Here is an 18,355-nt window from a genome sequence, read left to right as displayed (position 1 = left end):
ACAGGGGAGTCCCAAATGAAATTCACGAAACTTTTGGCCACCGCAGCGGTTGCCATGGGCCTTGCGACCACAGCGATGGCCGAGAAAACCAAAGTCGGCTTTATCTACGTCGGCCCCGTCGGTGACGGCGGCTGGACATATGAACACGACCAAGGCCGCAAAGCCGTGGTCGAGGCGTTCGGCGATGACGTCGAAACCGTGTATCAGGAAAACGTACCCGAAGGTGCCGACGCAGAACGCGCGATCACCCAGATGGCACTGCAAGGGGCGGACCTGATCTTTACGACCTCCTTTGGCTACATGGACCCAACAATCAACGTCGCGAAGAAATTCCCGAACGTGAAATTCGAACACGCGACCGGTTATAAAACCGCCGAAAACGTCTCCGTCTATTCCGCGCGTTTCTACGAAGGTCGTGCCGTTCAGGGCCATATCGCGGGCAAGATGACCGAAAGCAATATCATCGGTTACATTGCTTCTTTCCCGATCCCAGAAGTGATCCGGGGCATCAACTCTGCGTATATCCACGCCAAGAAGGTGAACCCGGATGTTCAGTTCAAAATCATCTGGGCCTACACGTGGTTTGATCCTGCCAAAGAAGCCGATGCGGCGAAGGCGCTGATTGAACAGGGCGCGGACGTGATCCTGCAACACACCGACTCTACCGCGCCACAGGCGGCGGCACAGGCGGCGGGCAATGTCATCACATTTGGTCAAGCGTCTGATATGGCGGAATATGCGCCCTTCCCACGCGTGTCTTCTATCATCGACAACTGGGGGCCCTACTACGTGGCGCGCACCAAAGCAGTCATGGATGGCACATGGGAAACCGCAAACACTTGGGATGGGATCGGCCCGGGCATGGTTGGCATAGGCGAGATCTCTGATCACGTTCCAGCAGACGTCAAAGCCGAAGCGATGGACATGGTCGCGAAACTGGCGTCGGGCGAATATCACGCCTTCACTGGCCCGATCAACAAACAGGACGGCACGCCATGGTTGGCCGAAGGTGAGACGGCTGATGACGGCACCCTTGCGGGCATGAACTTCTACGTCGAAGGTATTGAAGGCAGCATCCCGAACTAATTTCGGTTCAAATTGCAAAACACCTTTAAGCCCCGCCACTGGCGGGGCTTTTACGTTACGTTTGTCGTTTTGCCGGTTTGCAGACAGCAGACGATCCGTCAGTGTCAGCGTGAGATCACAACGCACCACAGAAAGCGGAACATCATATGCCGGAACACACGCCAAGATTTGCGGGCTGGGAAAACAAGGTCCGCGAAAGCTTTGGGAAACAGGCCGCGATGAAAAGCCTTGGCGTCGAAATCAAACAACTGGCTCCTGGTAAGGTCACCCTTTCGATGCCGTTTGACAGGCGGTTCACCCAACAGCACGGGTTTCTCCATGCTGGAGTTGTCACAGCAGCGCTCGACAGCAGCTGTGGCTATGCCGCGCATTCGCTGATGGACGAGCATGCCGCTGTCCTTTCGGTTGAGTTCAAAACAAATCTATTGGCCCCAGCACGTGGCGATCACTTTCTGTTTGAGGCCGAAGTTGTGAAATCCGGCCGCACCATCACTGTGGCCGAGGCGACGGCCTATGGTCTGCACAATGATGCCCCGAATGAGAAAAAGCCAATTGCCACGATGACGGCCACCTTGATGGCGGTGCGCGATCGACCTGATGTCATAGAATAGAACGGCGCACTAAGGCCATTTGAGGCTTGAGAAAATGCCGTCCAATGTGCAGACCTATGGCGACATCAAAACAAGGGACGCCCCCATGACTCGCCAAATCACCGCGCCAGACGGCACACCAATCAGCCCTTTCGCATTTGGCACCATGCAATTTGGCGGGCGCGCAGATGCAGACGAAAGCCGGGCCATGTTTGACGCAAGCGTCGCGGCGGGGATCAACCATTTTGACACCGCTTACGTCTACACAGATGGGGCCTCTGAAACACTTCTAGGCGCGTTCGCTGCCCCGATCCGAGACCAGCTGATCATCGCGACAAAAGCGGCCTATGTCGGCGGGTCGGGCCGCGCCAATATCCTCAGCGCTTTTGACACCTCTCGTCAGCGGCTTGGGATGGATAGCGTCGATATCCTTTACCTGCATCGGTACGATCCGAATACGCCGCTTGAAGAGACCTATGACACACTTGCAGAGCTAAAGCAGCAAGGCAAAATCCGACACATCGGCGTCAGCAACCACGCAGCTTGGCAGGTGATGAAATCGGTCGCCGTCGCTGCCGAACGTGATCTGACCATCGATATAATACAACCGATGTATAACCTTGTAAAACGGCAGGCAGAGGTCGAACTTTTACCCATGGCACAGGATCAAGGCATGGCGGTTGCGCCCTATTCCCCGCTTGGAGGTGGATTGCTCACTGGTAAATACGCAACAGAGTCTGGTGCGGGACGACTGACCGAAGACACACGCTATCGCGCACGCTATGGGCAGGACTGGATGTGGCAGACGGCACGCGACCTGACCTCGCTGGCCGATAAACATGGCATAGATCCGGCCACACTCGCTGTGGCCTGGGCGGCTGCCCATCCAGGAGTGACCTGCCCGATCCTCTCTGCCCGCTCCGTTGCGCAGTTACAGGCGTCCCTTGATGCGATCAACTACGACCTCAGCGAGGAATTGCACGCGGCCATCACCGCGCTTAGCCCAACGCCGGCCCCAGCCACTGACCGACTGGAAGAAGGCTGATGGTACGCAAACGCCCCGAAGGCGCGAGTATCGCCGAGCAAGGCACTGGCGCCAAACTGGTTGCGCCGTCAGCAGAGCGGAACAAACATGTCATCGCAGAGGTCGTAAAAGCCCATGCCCCCACCAGCGGGGCCGCGCTGGAACTGGCCAGTGGGACAGGGCAACACGTCGTGACACTCGCCGCCACTTGCCCCGGCTTACGGTGGCAGCCAACGGAAATTGATACAGAGCGACGCGCCAGCATTGACGAGTACACCGCTGAAAGCGGACTACCGAACATTCGCCCTGCCCTGCATCTTGACGCCACAAAAACCGGATGGGCGGCAGATTTTCCACCGCAGGATTTTGTGTTCTTGGCCAACTTGCTGCATCTTATCTCTGCACGCGAAGCCCAGACCTTGATTGATGAAACGGCTAAAGTGCTCGCTGAAGATGGCGTTTGTATTTTCTACGGGCCGTTTAAACGCAACGGTACATTGGTCAGTGAAAGTGATCAGGCCTTTCACCTCAAGCTGATCACGCAAGACCCTGAAATTGGCTACAAAGACAGTTCAGACGTTATCGAATGGGCAAAAGGGGCAGGTCTAAGCCATGTGGCTTCGCAAGACATGCCTGCAAACAACCTCGCGATTGTTTTGCGGAAGCAAGCCTAGTGATGCTTTGCACTCGCCTGTTTGTGCTTGGGGTCAGCAGATTCTTCTATGCCATGCGCCGCCAACCAACGGTCGGGCGTGTCGATCACAAGCTCCCCTAAACCGTCTGCAATCAAGGGGCTGGGTAGCGTCTGCATTTGGTTCAGCGATTGGTAATCGATATGATCCATCACCTGCTTGATCACCTCTTCTGGCGCATGAGCACGCAATTTCAGCACGACGCCACTGCCCAGCGAGGCAAACATATAGCGCATTTTCTCATCTCGGCGCGCGGTTTTGTCTTTGGCTGATAACCAATAGACGCCGTTGACTGCGTGAAAATGCTCATGGTCCTTGGCGTTATAGATGCTCTCGCCTTTGCTGGTCTCTTCGATATTGGTCCAGAAATAGCTTGCACGTGGACGTCCCTCGCGCAGGCGATCCAGCGAACGACCTGTTTCAACCACCCAATAGGACTGCTGCAAACGTTCGGCCAATGTCTGCGTCGGCTCTGCAAATTCAGCGCGCAGGTAGATTGAACTGCGCCCGTGCAAGTAAATCGCAATATCCCGACCCGTGTCAGGGGAGTATTTAGACATATGATCGCCTGTCATCCCATCGGGCCAGCCAAAACCTGTGTGAAAGTCATCGCGCCATGCGATGCGTTCCCAACCTGGCTCGCCTTCTTCAGACGGTTCGGGAAAGTGCGATGCTTGCGGAAAATAACTGTTCAAAGGAGCAGCGCGCAGCACCTGACGGCGCAGCTTGGCCGTTTCTAGTGACGGATCAGGCAGCCCCTCTGTAATGCCGACCTTACTTAACAGATGGTCCGTATAACTGACGTCTGCCGCTTCGAAGTCTGCGTCGATCTTGCGCGCAGCCATATCAAGGCTTGCCAATTCCACCGACCGTTCGCGATAGCCCAGATAATCGAATGTGACGAAGACACCAAAAGCAATCGTGGCAACGGCGACAGGAACATATTTCAACATCTGTTGACTCCGAACTTAGAACATCAAATGAGGTTAATGCTGTGTTGCGGCAGGATTAGGATGGAATGCGGGCAAGAATTCGCCCCTTTCATGCCGGACCATCCGGGTCATGTCGGGCCTTCACTGGGTCAGTGTATCGACCTCAACCGGTGTCACGGCGGGAACGGCATGGCTGTAATCCTCTGCCTGCGCTGTCTGCGATTGCAAAACAGCATAGCCAACAAGGCCAAGACAGGTGACAATCATGGGCATAACGCGGGACATAGAAGCGACTCCTGCAAATATCCGTTGGAGATAAAGCACTTGTGCCACGCGAAGGTGCCGGAATTCAGGGCAAATCGTGCCGAAATCAGGGCAAAGTTCGTGACGGCACATTTGACCGCAAAGGCGTTCTCAGGCTTGCCGCGATGCAGCGTTGGCTGTTACACCTTGCACCAAGAAAAGGGAGGGACAGATGCAGGTCGTTCGCACGATCCCTGAATGCCGCTTGGCGATCAAAGACTACCGCGCTGCCGGGGAAACCTTGGCCTTGGTTCCGACCATGGGCTTTCTGCATGCGGGCCACATGGAACTTGTTGCCCGCGCCAAGGCGCTGGCCGACCGCGTGGCAGTGACGATTTTCGTCAATCCAACACAGTTCGGAGAAGCCGCCGACCTAGAGGCCTACCCACGCGACGAAGCGCGCGACTTGGCGATGCTGCGCGAGGCAGGTGTGAACCTCGTTTTGATTCCCGAGGTGATCGACGTCTATCCCGAAGGCGATGAAACCATCGTCGAGACCACGCGTATGGCAAATATCCTGCACGGCAAAGTGCGCCCCGGACACTTCCGCGGTGTGACGACCGTTGTGGCGCGTCTGTTCAATTTTGTGCAGCCCGATTGGGCCGTCTTTGGCGAAAAAGACTACCAGCAACTCCAGATCATCAAACGCATGACCCGCGATCTGGCGTTTCCGATTGACATCGTCGGCGTCCCCATCGTGCGAGAGCCTGACGGGCTGGCGATGTCGTCACGCAATGTGCGGCTGGGCCCTGAGGATCGGCAAGCCGCTTTGGTGCTGTCATGCGCCTTGGATGCGGCCGAAGCTCTGCCCGGAAAAACGGTCCAGGGGCTGAAAGATCACATCGCCGAAACCATTAACGCCGAGCCGCGCGCAACCTTGCGCGGGTTAGATATCGTCGAAGCTGAAACGCTGAACACCATCAGCGGTCCGCTGACTTCCCCCACTGCCATCATGCTTTCTGCTGAATTTGGCGGTGTCCTGCTGCTTGATCAGAGGGTGATTGAACCATGAGCAAACAAACCAAAATCCGCCGGACAACTGTCCCGCAAATCGCGTCACGTAAAGGCGGAGAGCCGATTGTCTCTTTGACAAGCTATCACGCACACACGGCGGCGATCGTGGACAAATATGCGGATTTCATTTTGGTCGGCGACAGCCTTGGCATGGTAATGCACGGCATGGAAAGCACCATCGGGGTGCCGCTTGACCTGATGATCATGCATGGCAAAGCCGTCGTGCGCGGCACCGAAAAGGCGCTGATCGTCGTAGATATGCCCTTCGGCACCTACGAAGAAAGCCCCGGCGTTGCCTTCCGAAATGCGGCAAAGATCATGAAAGAAACCCAATGCGGCGCGATCAAACTGGAGGGCGGCAAACGAATGGCCGAAACCATCCATTTCTTGGTCGAGCGCGGCATTCCGGTGATGGCGCATATCGGGCTGACGCCGCAAAGCTCTCATGTCATGGGCGGGTTTAAGACCCAAGGCAAAGACAAAGCTGGTTGGGACACCATCATCGAAGACGCCATCGCCGTGGCCGAGGCAGGCGCATTCTGCGTTGTGGTGGAAGGTGTGGTTGAAGAACTGGCTGATAAAATCACCGAAGCTTGCCCCATCCCAACCATCGGCATCGGGGCCTCTGCGAAATGTGACGGTCAGATTTTAGTGCTCGAAGACATGCTGGGTCTGAACGAATGGACGCCGAAGTTTGTAAAAGTCTACGGCAACCTCGGTCCGGCCATTGAAAATGCGGTGAAAACCTATGCCGAAGAGGTCAAAGACCGCAGTTTCCCCGGACCAGACAACACCTATTGATCCGTTTAAATTGAAGGGGCGCGTCGCTCGGCGCGCCTTTTAGTCAATCACCTCGTCTTCACCGACGCCCCAGATATCAGACTTACGTGCCCACCCCCGGTAACCTCCGGCAGAAATGCGGCACCAGTCGATCTGACATTTGTCGATATGTGCCACGACTCCCAACTCCAAATGCGCGACGATTTGTGTGTTGGGCTGCGGGCGGGCGTTCAACGGCATCATATCTGCCTGCACGATGACCGTGCGATTGCCTGACAGCAGCGCGTAATGCACCCAGCCCCCGGCCCCATCGCGATCTTCAACACGGCGCCAGTGTTCGTGCTCTGCCGTGACCACCAGCGGCATGTCCCGGCGTTTGAAAATCCAGTCGATCCTGTGCGTCAATGAAGGGCCGCGCCGCACGTTGGCGGTGGCCGCTTTCAAGCTCACAAAACGCGGGATCGGCAGATTGGTCACCGGACCGCGCTTTTCTTGGGCCACAGCCCCACCGGTGAGCGCTGCCGCCAGCACCACGGTTGCCAAAAGGCCAGAAACCCGACGCCTGATCTTTAGCGAATTCATTTGCCTGCTCATAAAATTGCGCGGGGGTTCTTGTGCCCCGTCTTTCTGTGAGGCACTGTGCCAGCAGCGCTCTGATTTGAAAAGAACCCTGAGGTATGACATGGCAAAGCAGCGTCTGAGTGTTGTCGTTACGCGACGGTTGCCAGAACCGGTCGAAACGCGGCTCGCAGAACTGTTTGATGTCACGTTGCGCGATGACGACACGCAGATGTCTCGCGAAGACCTGTTACAGACAGTCCAGACAGCCAACGTCCTTGTCACCAACCTGAATGACCGAATTGATTCCGAAGTGATCGCCGCCTGCGGCCCGCAGTTGAAACTGATTGCCAATTATGGCGCGGGTGTCGACCACATCGAGGTCGAAGAGGCGCGCGCCAAAGGGATCACCGTCACCAACACGCCCGGCGTGATGACCGAAGACACCGCCGATATGGCCATGGCGCTTGTTCTGGCCGTCACGCGGCGCATCCCCGAAGGCCTTGCGCAGATGGAGCGCGGCAAATGGGAAGGCTGGTCGCCAAGTGCCATGCTCGGCGGGCGCATTCGTGGGCGCAAGCTGGGGATTCTCGGCTTAGGTCGCATCGGTCGCGCCCTTGCCCATCGAGCGCGTGCCTTTGGGATGGAAATCCATTACCACAACCGCCGGCGCGTGCATCCCGGCATCGAAGAGCAGTTGCAAGCGACCTATTGGGAAAGCCTTGACCAGATGCTGGCGCGCATGGACGTGCTTTCGATCAACTGCCCCCACACCCCCGCCACGTATCATCTGGTGAACGCGCGTCGCCTCAAACTGATGAAACCGGACGCGGTGATCGTGAACACCTCACGCGGTGAGGTCGTCGACGAAGCGGCCCTCGCCCGTGCGCTCAAGGCGCAGGAAATTGGCGGTGCCGGGCTAGACGTTTATGAAGGCGGCGAAGAGATGGCTGCCGAACTGCGCAGCCTCGGCAATGTTGTAATGCTCCCGCATATGGGCTCAGCGACCTTGGAAGGTCGTATCGAAATGGGCGAGAAGGTCATGCTGAACATCAGAACCTTTGAAGACGGCCACCGCCCGCCGGATGTGGTTCTGCCGGAGATGCTGTAGGACCCAGCCTTAGGTCGCCTGCGCGCGCCGCCTGTTCTGCAAGGTCATCCAGATGGCTGCCACAATCACAAGGTTGATGCCGCCAGCGATAGTTGCATTCGCGTAGGTCCAGAAATAGGCCCCTGTCAGGTCAAAGAACCACCCACCTTGCCACCCACCCAAAGCGTGCCCCATCCAACCGAACGCGAGAACAAACCCGGTCGCTGACGCCCGGTAAGCCGCAGGCGTCATCTCGCGCACTGTGACCAGAACACCTGTCATCACACCGCCATACCCAAACCCGTAGATCGGCGCGAACCACCAAAAGCCGGTGAGGCTGTCGATCATCACAAAGCCCAGCATCAAGGCCGTTTGCCACGCCGTCGCCACCATCCAGGCGCGTATCGGACCGATCATGTCCGCCAGCTTGCCGAAAAACACCCGGCCACAGATCGCGGCAATCAACATCAAAAGCAGCGGTCCGCCTGCTTCGGCCCCCACTCCGCTGACCCCTTGGATCAAAGGCACAAGGTGCATCAAGGGCACGGCCATGCCGGTGCAGCAGCCCAGCACAGCAATGGAAAGCGCGGGTAAAACCAACCAAGGTGAAAGCAAGGGTGCACCCTCCCCCGCAGCGGCCATCGCAGCCGCGGTTTTTGGTGGTGGTCGCATCAACATGGACAGCGGCAGAAGCGTCACCGCCATAAATATCCCAAGGATCGTGAAGGCCTGTTGCCAACCAAAGGCCTCAATCAAATGGCCAGAAGCAAAGGGCACCATGCCCTGTCCCAGCCCCTGCCCTGCTGAGGCGATCCCGATCGCAAGCCCCGCACCGGTCCGAAACCAGCCGCCGACCAAAGCAATCACAGGCGCGAAAAGCGCGCCGCCTCCGATGGCCCCACCGATAAAAAATAACGCATAGAATTGCCACAGGGCGCTCGCGCGCGCCGCTAACATCAACACACCGACCAACGTTGTGGCCCCAACAAGGCAGATCGTACGCGTTTCAATCCGGTCGGCAAGAAAGCCCATGACGATCCCGCCAAGCGCGATTCCCACAAGGCCAATCGAATTAATGGCCGAAACTTCGGCCCGGACCCACCCGAAATGCGTCTCTAGAGGGACAAGGAAGCTCGACAGCCCATTCACAAGCGTGCCCATCGCAATGCCTAAAAGCAAAGCGGCTGAAAAGACGATAACCCACCGAAACGGCGGTTCTGGGGAGGTTTGCGTTGAAGCGTCAGACATAGATCACAGCCAGTCTCCGCCCGAATGGTGTCGGTCGGGAAAGACCAAATTATAGATCAATCTCTCAAAAATTGCACGCAAGGGTGCGCAACCACATACGCGTCGAAACTAACCCTTGGCGCAAGATCAGGCGATAGACGCCTTAATCGCGCGGATGTTCTCGCCATAAGGCGCAGGGTTTTGCACGCTACCGCCTTTGAAAACAGCAGAACCTGCGACCAAAACGTCAGCGCCTGCTGCGGCCATCAGCGGTGCGGTTTCGGGCGTGATGCCGCCGTCGATTTCGATGTGGATCGGACGATCCCCGATCATCGCCCGCAGTTTTTTCACCTTGTCGACTTGGCTGTGAATGAATTTCTGGCCGCCAAAACCCGGGTTCACCGTCATCACGCAGATCAGGTCCACCATATCCAGCAGGTATTCCACATCCTCAATACCGGTCCCCGGGTTGAGCGCCAGACCAGCCTTACAGCCCGCCCCACGAATAGCTTGCAAAGTGCGGTGAATGTGTGGGCCAGCCTCAAGGTGCGCGGTCAGAACGTCTGCGCCGGCCTCTGCAAAGGCGTCGATATAGGGATCAACTGGTGCAATCATCAGATGCACATCCATCACCGTTTTGATGTGCTTGCGGATGGCGGCACAGAGAGGCGGGCCGAAGGTTAGGTTTGGCACGAAATGCCCATCCATGACGTCGACGTGAATCCAATCAGCCCCCTGCGCCTCAACGGCCTCGATTTCTTGTCCAAAGTTGGCGAAGTCGGCAGAAAGGATCGATGGGGCGATCTTGATCGAGCGGTCGAACGTCATGGGCTATGTCCTCGGGCCTTTGATTCGTTGTCGGGAAAATGCGCGGAAACCCACAAAAGTGCAACGCGCCGCCCACAGTTGCCGCCGTTTTAGGCAGTTCCGCGCATTATGCCGCATTGCAGCATCACCTGTGATGAAATTCACTCAACCTATAAGGTCCGCGACGCCGCTTTGTCATATAAGCGAGTTACAGCACAAACATATTTTCGGGTCGCGAGCCCAGCAAACTGAATTCTAGCGCACCCTGCAGGTGCCTCACCAGAGAAGGACATGCCAAATGCAATTGTTTGTTGATCCCCTCAGCGCAACCGTCGCCAGTTGGTCGCTTTTCGGCAAAGCCATTGAACAACAGCTACGTGTAAGTCGCATCATGCAGCAAGCCATGATCTCTACGCTTTCGGTTGCTGGTCTCGGGGTCGCGGCCCCAAGTCCAAAACCCACGCCCGATTTTACCAGCAAGCGGATTGTGTCATCGCCAGCCAAGCCAGCGCCTGTTATGCCTAAGCCCGCCAAGCGCAAATCGGCGTCCAAGCCAAAATCGGCAGCCCCCGCAAAGCGCGCTGCCAAACCTGGGGCGAAACCGAAAGCAGCGCCAGCCGCCCCGGTAGCGCCAAAAGTTGCCGCGAAAACCACTGTGCCCACCCCTGCGGCAACGCCATCGGTGGCATCAAAGCCAAAACCTGCCCCGAAAACGTCGGCATCTGCCGCTCAACCAGTGGCCAAGACCGTCCAGAAGGCGGCGACGCCCCCGGCGCCTAAGCCTGCAGAGCCAACGCCGACAAAGCCCAAAGCAGCGGATGTTCCGGCCACGCCCACACCACGCAGGCGCACGCGTCAGCCTTCAACGCCGCCATCTATGCCGGGAAAGCCAAAGAAATAAGCAATTGATGAACGGCTTTGCACAAAACGCATGGCGGGCATGCCGCATCGGCACTAACACCCGCCTGCGCCATGCGTTAACTTAATCCACAGGGAGGGACAGTTTACTCAGGAGACGTCCCATGGCGACCGCAGCACTTCATTCCGCACAGGGCACCAGCCTACTGCGCATTCTTGCAACACCCTTTTCCGCATTCGCACGCTTTTTGGTTTTCGCAGCCGAAAACAGCACCCGTATGCAGACCATCGAACGTCTGAACGCAATGACCGATGAACAACTTGCCGCCAAAGGCCTGACACGCGAAACAATCGTACGCCACGTTTTCGCGGACCGTATGGGTCTCTGATCTGGCGGGTCATTGAGCAAATGACATCCAAACAAAACGGGGCGCCCATGCGCCCCATTTTTTTGTCCATCAGTGTTCAGAGCGCCCTTGCGAAAGGCCGCTCTGTTTCAACACTTTAGTCGTCGTCTTCGTCAATCATGCGCACCGCACCGAGCGAGGCGTTGGCAACATGGGCTGCATAGACCTTTAGTGCTTTGGATACGGCACGTGGGCGACCAACGGCTTTCCAGACTTTTTTGTCTGCCTGCGGGTGATTGGCGCGGCGACGCTCAAGTTCTTCATCGCTGACATCCAGATGGATTGTCCGGTTTGGCACCGAGATCTTGATCTTGTCGCCATCTTCTACCAACGCGATCACACCCTTTTCAGCTGCCTCAGGCGAGGCGTGGCCGATAGACAGGCCCGCTGTGCCACCAGAGAAACGACCGTCTGTTAGCAGAGCACAGGTCGTATCAAGCTTTTTCGACTTCAGATAGGCGGTTGGGTAAAGCATTTCCTGCATACCCGGCCCACCCTTTGGGCCTTCGTAGCGGATCACCACAACAGAATAGGGCTGCACTTCGTTCTGCAAGATGCCGTGCATGGCGTCTTCCATGGATTCAAAGACCTTTGCGGTGCCTTCGAATTCATACATTTCTTTGATCACGCCCGCGGTTTTCAGGATACAACCCTGTTCTGCAATATTGCCGAACAACACGCAAAGTCCGCCTTCTTCGGAGTAAGCGTGCGCGAAATCACGCACGCAGCCGTCTTCTGTGTCCAGATCCAAGTCTGTGTACATCCGGGATTGGCTAAAGGCCTGCGTTGTCCGAACGCCGCCGGGCGCAGCAATGAACAGATCACGCGCTTCGTTGCCGGCGCTTTCGCGGCGCACGTCCCATTTGTCGATGAACTCACCCATGGTGCGTTCATGCACGGTGGCCACTTCGCGGTGGATTTTGCCCTCGCGATCCAGCTCACCCAGAATACGCGCGATGCCGCCCGCGCGGTGCACGTCTTCCATGTGATACTTCGGCGTGGAGGGCGCGACCTTACAGAGGTGAGGGATCTGACGGCTCAGGCGATCCATGTCCGCCATGGTGAAATCAATCTCGCCCTCATGCGCAATCGCCAGAAGGTGCAGAACGGTGTTGGTGGACCCGCCCATCGCGATATCCAGCGCCATGGCGTTCTCGAACGCTTTGAAGTTTGCGATACCACGCGGCAGCGCGGTTTCGTCGCCGTCTTTGTACCAGCGTTCGCAAAGTTCGATGATCTTGTGACCGGCCTCTTTGAACAAAGCTTCGCGTTTGGAATGGGTCGCCAGCAAAGAGCCATTGCCCGGCAATGCCAGACCCAGTGCTTCGGCCAGACAGTTCATCGAGTTCGCAGTGAACATGCCAGAGCATGACCCACAGGTTGGGCAGGCCGACCGTTCAAGTTTCTCGACCTCTTCCATGCTGCGGTCTGTGTCGGTCGCCCCTACGATGGCGGTCACGAGGTCGGCTTTGTGCTCGCCGTCTTTCAGGATCACCTTACCGGCTTCCATCGGACCGCCGGAAACGAACACGGCTGGGATGTTCAGGCGCATCGCGGCCATCAGCATGCCCGGAGTGATCTTGTCACAGTTGGAGATACAAACCAGCGCGTCCGCGCAGTGCGCATTCGCCATATATTCAACGGAATCCGCTATGACTTCACGGGACGGCAGGGAATACAGCATGCCGTCGTGGCCCATGGCGATACCGTCATCCACGGCGATGGTGTTCATTTCTTTGGCAACACCACCCGCTTTTTCAATCTCGCGCGCGACCAGTTGGCCCATGTCCTTCAGGTGCACGTGACCCGGCACGAACTCGGTGAAAGAGTTCACGACCGCGACAATCGGCTTTCCAAAGTCTTCTGTTTTCATCCCAGTCGCACGCCACAGCGCACGAGCAGCGGCCATCCGGCGGCCAAAGGTCGAAGTCTTGGAACGAAGATCGGGCATATCGCTATCCTCTAAGGTCTACGTGTGGTTTGTCTGGCCCCACCGGGTGCCACCCCGACGAAAGATTTGCAAGTGAAATGGGGCGGAATCTTGCGAATTCCACCCCGTTTTTGAAATGTCATTCGCTTTTGGCTTAGCGCGACAGTTGGCTGGCTTCGCGCGCGAGTTCTTCGATCGCTTTCCAATCGCCCTTTTTCACGAGGTCCGATGGTGCAACCCAGCTGCCGCCAGCGCAGACAACATTAGGCAGCGACAGATAGCTGTTCGCGTTCTGCGGGCTGACGCCGCCTGTTGGGCAGAATGAAATCTGCGGCAAAGGCGCACCGATGGCTTTCAGCGCGGGCGCGCCGCCGTTTGCTTCTGCCGGGAAGAACTTGAGCATGGTATAGCCTCGCTCCAGCATCTTCATCGCTTCAGAAGAAGTTGCCACGCCCGGAAGTGTGGGTAGGTCTTCCGCTTCGCAGGCATCCAGCAATTTGTCCGTCGCGCCCGGCGACACGCCAAATTTCGCACCCGCTTCCTTGGCGGCTTTCACATCTGCGGGCGTCAGCAAGGTGCCTGCCCCGACAACGCCGCCTTCCACCTGTGCCATTTCACGGATCACGTCCAAAGCGGCAGGCGTGCGCAATGTCACTTCAAGCGCAGGCAGACCACCGGCAACAAGCGCTTCCGCCAAGGGCCGCGCATGGGCCACGTCATGCACAACGAGCACCGGCACAATCGGGGCCAATTCGCAGATTTCGCGCGCCTGCGCGCTGGCTTGGGTTGGGGTGATGGTCATCGTCTTTAGGCTCCGAAAACTGAGGCACCCTGATTGGCAGAGCCAACCGAGGCACGGAATGCTGTGAACAGTTCGCGTCCAACCCCGGCTTCATTGCCGCTAAGGTCGGCCTGCGCCGGGGCGCGGTCAAACACGCCTTCAGTGAGAACTTCGAGCGTGCCCGCAACTGCGTCGACGCGCACCATATCGCCATCCTGCAAATATGCAATCGGACCGCCGTCCAGCGCTTCTGGGCAGACGTGGATGGCCGACGGCACTTTGCCAGAGGCACCGGACATGCGCCCGTCGGTGACCAAAGCCACCTTTTGGCCGCGTCCCTGCATGATCTGCAAAAGCGGCGTCAGGCTATGCAGTTCGGGCATACCGTTGGCCTTTGGTCCCTGGAACCGCACCACAAGAATGACATCCCCTGTCATTTCGCCTGCTTTGAAGGCGTCTTTGGCCGCGTCTTGTGTATGGAAAACCCGTACGGGTGCCTCAACGACACGATGTTCTGGCGCAACCGCTGAAATCTTCATCACTCCGGTGCCGAGGTTGCCGTTCAAATGCGAGAGGCCGCCGTTTTCTTGGAACGGATCAGACAACGGGCGCACGATCTTATCGTTCAGCGACACTTTGGTGCCCGGACGCCATGTCAGCCCATCATCGCCCAAGAAAGGCTCGCTGGTGTAGTTTTCCAGCCCCTCTCCCGCGATGGTTTTGGTGTCTGGGTGCAGAAGGCCCCCGTTCAACAGTTCGCCGATCATATAACCCAAGCCACCAGCGGCGTGGAAATGGTTCACATCCGCCAAACCATTTGGATAGACGCGCGCCAGCAAGGGAACCACGGCTGACAGGGCAGAAAAGTCCTGCCAATCCAGCACAATACCCCCTGCCCGCGCCATGGCCAGCAGGTGGATCAGAAGGTTGGTGGAGCCACCGGTTGCCATCAGCCCGACGATGCCATTGGCAAAGGCTTTTTCATCAAGGATGTCGCAGGTCGGCGTATAGTTATTGCCCAAAGCCGAGAGCGACAGCGCCCGACGCGCGGCTTCTTTGGTCAATTCGTCCCGCAATTCCGTGTTCGGCGTCACGAAAGACGACCCTGGCAAGTGCAGCCCCATGAACTCCATCAACATCTGGTTGGTGTTGGCGGTGCCATAAAACGTGCAGGTGCCCGGACCATGATAGGCCGCCATTTCAGACGCCATCAATGCCTCGCGCCCGACTTCGCCTTTGGCATACTGCTGACGCACCATCGCCTTTTCGTCGTTGGAAATGCCGCTGGTCATTGGCCCCGCAGGCACAAAAACCGAAGGCAGGTGTCCAAAGGCCTGCGCACCGATGATCAGGCCCGGTACGATCTTATCGCAAACGCCCAAATAGACCGCCGCATCAAAGGTGTTGTGGCTCATGGCAATGCCCGTGGCCATGGCGATGACATCCCGCGAAAACAGGCTTAGCTCCATACCCGCCTCGCCCTGCGTGACCCCGTCACACATGGCAGGCACGCCGCCAGCAACCTGTGCGGTGCCACCGGCTGCGCGCACCGCATCGCGGATCAGCGTTGGATAGCGTTCAAAGGGCTGGTGGGCCGAAAGCATATCGTTATAGGCGGTCACAATCCCCAGATTGCCAGCGCTGCCGGTCGCAAGTGCGGATTGATCCTCGCCCGCGCCGGCATAGGCATGCGCCTGCCCCGAACAAGACAGATGCGCGCGACTTGGGCCTTTGGAGTTGGCAGCAGCCATACGATCCAGATAGGGGCGACGCGTGTCTTCACTGCGCGCGATAATCCGGTCCGTTACAGCTTTCAGCGTGTCATTCAAACTCATCTCAACTCTCCCCGCGCGTTACGCGCCAATCGAGCGCCAGCGACGCCCATCTTTGTGCATCAACAGCAGCGCGTCTTCCGGCCCTGCGCTGCCGACATCATATTGCTGTGGCTTCGTTTTCCGCTCGGTCCAGCCCGCGATAATCGGGTCTGCCCAAGCCCACGCGCTTTCGACTTCGTCGCCCCGCATAAACAGCGTCTGATCGCCACGGATCACGTCCATGATCAGCCGTTCATATGCGTCCTGCGGCTGCTCAGACCCTTTCAGACTGTCCGCAAAGGTCATATCCAACGACGCTTCGGTCAGCCGCATGCCGCCCGGTCCGGGATCTTTGATCGTTGTGTGCAACGTCATGCCTTCGTCAGGCTGCAACCGAATAACCAAAACGTTGCCTTGCGGCGTTTCAGCGCCGGGAAAAATCATGTGCGGCGGATTGCGGAAGAAAACGGCAATCTCTGATAGCCGCTGGCGCAGGCATTTGCCAGTGCGCAGATAAAACGGTGTCCCGGCCCAGCGCCAGTTGGCAACTTCGACCTTCATCGCGATAAAGCTTTCGGTCGTGCTGTCGGGGTTGCCCGAGTGGTCGCGATAGCTGCCTTGCTCGCCAAACGCCCGGTATTGGCCGCGCGCGATGTCACTTGGTGGCACAGGCTCCAGCGCCTCGATCACCTTTAGCTTTTCGTTGCGCACCGCGTTCGGCGTGAACTTTGACGGCGGCTCCATCGCTGTCAAACAGAGCAGCTGCATCAGGTGGTTTTGCACCATATCGCGCATTGCACCGGACTGATCGTAATATTCCCCACGTCCCTCAACCGAGAGGCTTTCGGCCACGGTGATCTGCACATGGTCGATCTGGGAAGAGTTCCACAGCGGTTCAAACAGCGAATTGGCAAAGCGAAGCGCCATCAGGTTCTGAACCGTTTCTTTGCCAAGATAATGGTCGATCCGGTAGATCTGATGTTCTTGAAAACAAGCGCGCAGTTCTTCGTTCAGTGTCTTGGCGGATTCCAGATCATGACCAAACGGCTTCTCCACGACGATCCGGCTATCAGGCGTCGCAATGCCGAATTTCTCAAGCCGCCGCGCAATAGGGCCAAAGAACCGTGGCGCAACAGAGAGGTAAAACGCCCGCACCGTATCTGGCCGTACCGCTTGGGCAAGCGCATCCCAACCGCGCTCTCCGGTGGCGTCGATAGAGATATAGTCGACATGCTCTAGGAACTTCTCAATCAGGTCTTTGTCGGCCTTGGGGTCTTCAATTGATTTCGCCACTTTCTTGCGAAAGGCTGCTTGGTCGAGGTCAGAGCGGGACACGCCCAGAATGCGGCTGTGTTCATCGAACTGCCCAGCGACAAAGCGGTGAAACAACCCCGGCCAAATCTTGCGCTGCGCCAGATCACCAGTCGCGCCAAACAGGACCAGATCGAATGCTTTAACGGGGATGACTCTTGAAACCATGATATTCCTCGGGGCAATGCTTGATGGGCTTGCAGCTAGCACCGCTATGTAACGTCTTTTGGGCCATGCGAAACCGCCAACTGTCGCTTCGCAGTATAACACGACTCAATACTGATAGCGCTAACATAGAACAACATGTGCGCAATGCAAGGCGCTTTCCAAAGCGCTTTTGTTTTGAATTGCCACACGAACGCAGACTGCGCGCGTTTGTCAGTCGGGCGACAGAACCCGAGGTTTGCGCCTGCGAAAGGTCACCATGTCTTTGACTTTCCCTTTCAGTCCACGCGGCGGCAGAATCTCTCGATCTTGCTCAAATGTCGTGCCCATAAGGTCAGGCGCGACCTGCAAAGCAAGCTCTACTCCCCATTTCGCAGCGACTTCAGGCGGCAACCCCTCTGGCAGCCCCATCTCTGTGCGCAGCATGCCCGGCATCCAATCGCTTATCACGATATTCGGATAGCGATCCGCCAGATCCGCCACCAGCGCGCGGGTGAATATACGCGCAGCCCCTTTGGAGACCGAATAAGCCGACGCGCCGGGCAGCGGGTTAAGATCAGCAAAGGTCGCGACATTCAGAATGCGACCCCAGCCGCGTCTCGTCATCTGGTCAAGCGCCGCCATCGAACAGGCCACAACACCGCCGAAATTGATATCACAGGTCCGAGCGTAGCTTTCCGGCGTTTCGTCCAGAATATCCCGCTGCGGATAGACCGCTGCATTGTTGATCAGCAGGGCGATCTGCCCGTGCTGGTCGGTGATCTTCTCAAAGCCCTGCCGCACGGCATCGCTGTCTGACACGTCTAGCACCATTGGCACCACACGCTCGCCAGCCAAAGATTGCGTTTCAAGCAAAGGCGCTTCACGTCGTCCGATGGCAACAACAGTGAAACCCAGCGCGCACAGACGCAGCACAAGCGCGCGCCCTAGGCCAGAGCCACCGCCGGTGACAACCGCCACGCCATCTTCTGGTGTAAGCCGCATCT

General features: G+C 57.6%; 19 protein-coding genes. 9 read left to right on the top strand and 10 right to left on the bottom strand.

Annotated features, from left to right (window positions below):
• Positions 1-15 precede the first annotated feature (15 nt).
• The 4 genes from BUA39_RS13890 (at position 16) to BUA39_RS13875 (ending at position 3,374) form a co-directional block, all read left to right on the top strand.
• Entirely contained in the window at positions 16-1,086 is a 1,071-nt protein-coding gene (locus BUA39_RS13890; protein ID WP_072793823.1) for a BMP family ABC transporter substrate-binding protein, read from the top strand.
• 146 nt (positions 1,087-1,232) lie between these two features.
• The gene (locus BUA39_RS13885) at positions 1,233-1,697 is read left to right on the top strand and encodes a PaaI family thioesterase (protein ID WP_072793822.1); all 465 of its coding nucleotides are present in this window, start codon (positions 1,233-1,235) and stop codon (positions 1,695-1,697) included.
• A gap of 85 nt (positions 1,698-1,782) precedes the next feature.
• Entirely contained in the window at positions 1,783-2,721 is a 939-nt protein-coding gene (locus BUA39_RS13880; RefSeq protein ID WP_072793902.1) for an aldo/keto reductase, read from the top strand.
• Complete coding sequence (locus BUA39_RS13875; protein WP_072793821.1) at positions 2,721-3,374, top strand: DUF938 domain-containing protein; 654 nt, start codon at positions 2,721-2,723, stop codon at positions 3,372-3,374. The genes BUA39_RS13880 and BUA39_RS13875 overlap by 1 nt, the downstream gene beginning before the upstream one ends.
• Here the strand turns inward: BUA39_RS13875 and BUA39_RS13870 are convergent.
• Together BUA39_RS13870 and BUA39_RS16845 are read right to left on the bottom strand one after the other, a co-directional pair.
• The gene (locus BUA39_RS13870) at positions 3,371-4,345 is read right to left on the bottom strand and encodes a hypothetical protein (RefSeq protein ID WP_072793820.1); all 975 of its coding nucleotides are present in this window, start codon (positions 4,343-4,345) and stop codon (positions 3,371-3,373) included. The genes BUA39_RS13875 and BUA39_RS13870 overlap by 4 nt on opposite strands.
• Before the next feature lie 120 nt (positions 4,346-4,465).
• A complete protein-coding gene (locus BUA39_RS16845; protein WP_165610529.1) occupies positions 4,466-4,609 on the bottom strand; it encodes a hypothetical protein in 144 nt (47 codons plus the stop codon).
• A gap of 190 nt (positions 4,610-4,799) precedes the next feature.
• Here BUA39_RS16845 and panC point away from each other — a divergent pair, with 190 nt between their 5' ends.
• Both panC and panB read left to right on the top strand, forming a co-directional pair.
• A complete protein-coding gene (gene panC / locus BUA39_RS13860) occupies positions 4,800-5,639 on the top strand; it encodes a pantoate--beta-alanine ligase (protein ID WP_072793818.1) in 840 nt (279 codons plus the stop codon).
• Positions 5,636-6,442, top strand: coding sequence for a 3-methyl-2-oxobutanoate hydroxymethyltransferase (gene panB / locus BUA39_RS13855; protein WP_072793817.1), 807 nt, complete (start codon positions 5,636-5,638; stop codon positions 6,440-6,442). Before panC ends, panB begins: the two co-directional genes overlap by 4 nt.
• Positions 6,443-6,481: 39 nt before the next feature.
• Here the strand turns inward: panB and BUA39_RS13850 are convergent, their stop codons facing one another.
• Positions 6,482-7,003 carry an SH3 domain-containing protein gene (locus BUA39_RS13850; RefSeq protein WP_207546235.1) on the bottom strand — a complete coding sequence of 174 codons (522 nt, stop codon included), beginning with the start codon at positions 7,001-7,003 and terminating at the stop codon, positions 6,482-6,484.
• Between the two features lie 100 nt (positions 7,004-7,103).
• On the opposite strand from BUA39_RS13850, the gene BUA39_RS13845 reads away from it, so the two are divergent.
• Positions 7,104-8,090, top strand: coding sequence for a 2-hydroxyacid dehydrogenase (locus BUA39_RS13845; protein ID WP_072793815.1), 987 nt, complete (start codon positions 7,104-7,106; stop codon positions 8,088-8,090).
• A 9-nt stretch (positions 8,091-8,099) separates the two neighbouring features.
• Here the strand turns inward: BUA39_RS13845 and BUA39_RS13840 are convergent, their stop codons facing one another.
• The gene (locus BUA39_RS13840) at positions 8,100-9,317 is read right to left on the bottom strand and encodes an MFS transporter (RefSeq protein ID WP_072793814.1); all 1,218 of its coding nucleotides are present in this window, start codon (positions 9,315-9,317) and stop codon (positions 8,100-8,102) included.
• Positions 9,318-9,443: 126 nt separating this feature from the next.
• The gene (rpe, locus tag BUA39_RS13835) at positions 9,444-10,124 is read right to left on the bottom strand and encodes a ribulose-phosphate 3-epimerase (RefSeq protein WP_072793813.1); all 681 of its coding nucleotides are present in this window, start codon (positions 10,122-10,124) and stop codon (positions 9,444-9,446) included.
• A 277-nt stretch (positions 10,125-10,401) separates the two neighbouring features.
• On the opposite strand from rpe, the gene BUA39_RS13830 reads away from it, so the two are divergent.
• Together BUA39_RS13830 and BUA39_RS13825 are read left to right on the top strand one after the other, a co-directional pair.
• Complete coding sequence (locus tag BUA39_RS13830; RefSeq protein ID WP_072793812.1) at positions 10,402-11,004, top strand: hypothetical protein; 603 nt, start codon at positions 10,402-10,404, stop codon at positions 11,002-11,004.
• Positions 11,005-11,125: 121 nt separating this feature from the next.
• Complete coding sequence (locus tag BUA39_RS13825) at positions 11,126-11,350, top strand: hypothetical protein (RefSeq protein WP_072793811.1); 225 nt, start codon at positions 11,126-11,128, stop codon at positions 11,348-11,350.
• 115 nt (positions 11,351-11,465) lie between these two features.
• Here BUA39_RS13825 and ilvD read toward each other — a convergent pair whose 3' ends face one another.
• The 5 genes from ilvD to BUA39_RS13800 form a co-directional block, all read right to left on the bottom strand.
• Positions 11,466-13,319, bottom strand: coding sequence for a dihydroxy-acid dehydratase (ilvD, locus tag BUA39_RS13820; RefSeq protein WP_072793810.1), 1,854 nt, complete (start codon positions 13,317-13,319; stop codon positions 11,466-11,468).
• A 133-nt stretch (positions 13,320-13,452) separates the two neighbouring features.
• The gene (locus BUA39_RS13815) at positions 13,453-14,100 is read right to left on the bottom strand and encodes a bifunctional 4-hydroxy-2-oxoglutarate aldolase/2-dehydro-3-deoxy-phosphogluconate aldolase (protein ID WP_072793809.1); all 648 of its coding nucleotides are present in this window, start codon (positions 14,098-14,100) and stop codon (positions 13,453-13,455) included.
• A gap of 5 nt (positions 14,101-14,105) precedes the next feature.
• Positions 14,106-15,914 (bottom strand): phosphogluconate dehydratase, encoded by a 1,809-nt coding sequence (gene edd, locus BUA39_RS13810; RefSeq protein WP_072793808.1) that lies wholly within the window; start codon positions 15,912-15,914, stop codon positions 14,106-14,108.
• Between the two features lie 18 nt (positions 15,915-15,932).
• On the bottom strand, positions 15,933-17,372 hold the full coding sequence (zwf, locus tag BUA39_RS13805; RefSeq protein ID WP_072793807.1) for a glucose-6-phosphate dehydrogenase: 1,440 nt from the start codon (positions 17,370-17,372) through the stop codon (positions 15,933-15,935).
• 210 nt (positions 17,373-17,582) lie between these two features.
• Positions 17,583-18,353, bottom strand: coding sequence for an SDR family oxidoreductase (locus BUA39_RS13800; protein WP_072793806.1), 771 nt, complete (start codon positions 18,351-18,353; stop codon positions 17,583-17,585).
• Positions 18,354-18,355: the final 2 nt, after the last annotated feature.

The sequence above is a fragment of the Cognatishimia maritima genome (assembly GCF_900129685.1).
GTDB classification, from domain to species: Bacteria; Pseudomonadota; Alphaproteobacteria; order Rhodobacterales; family Rhodobacteraceae; genus Cognatishimia; species Cognatishimia maritima.
The sequence above is the reverse complement of the archived record's forward strand: the minus strand, read 5'-3'. Positions and strand labels throughout refer to the sequence as shown.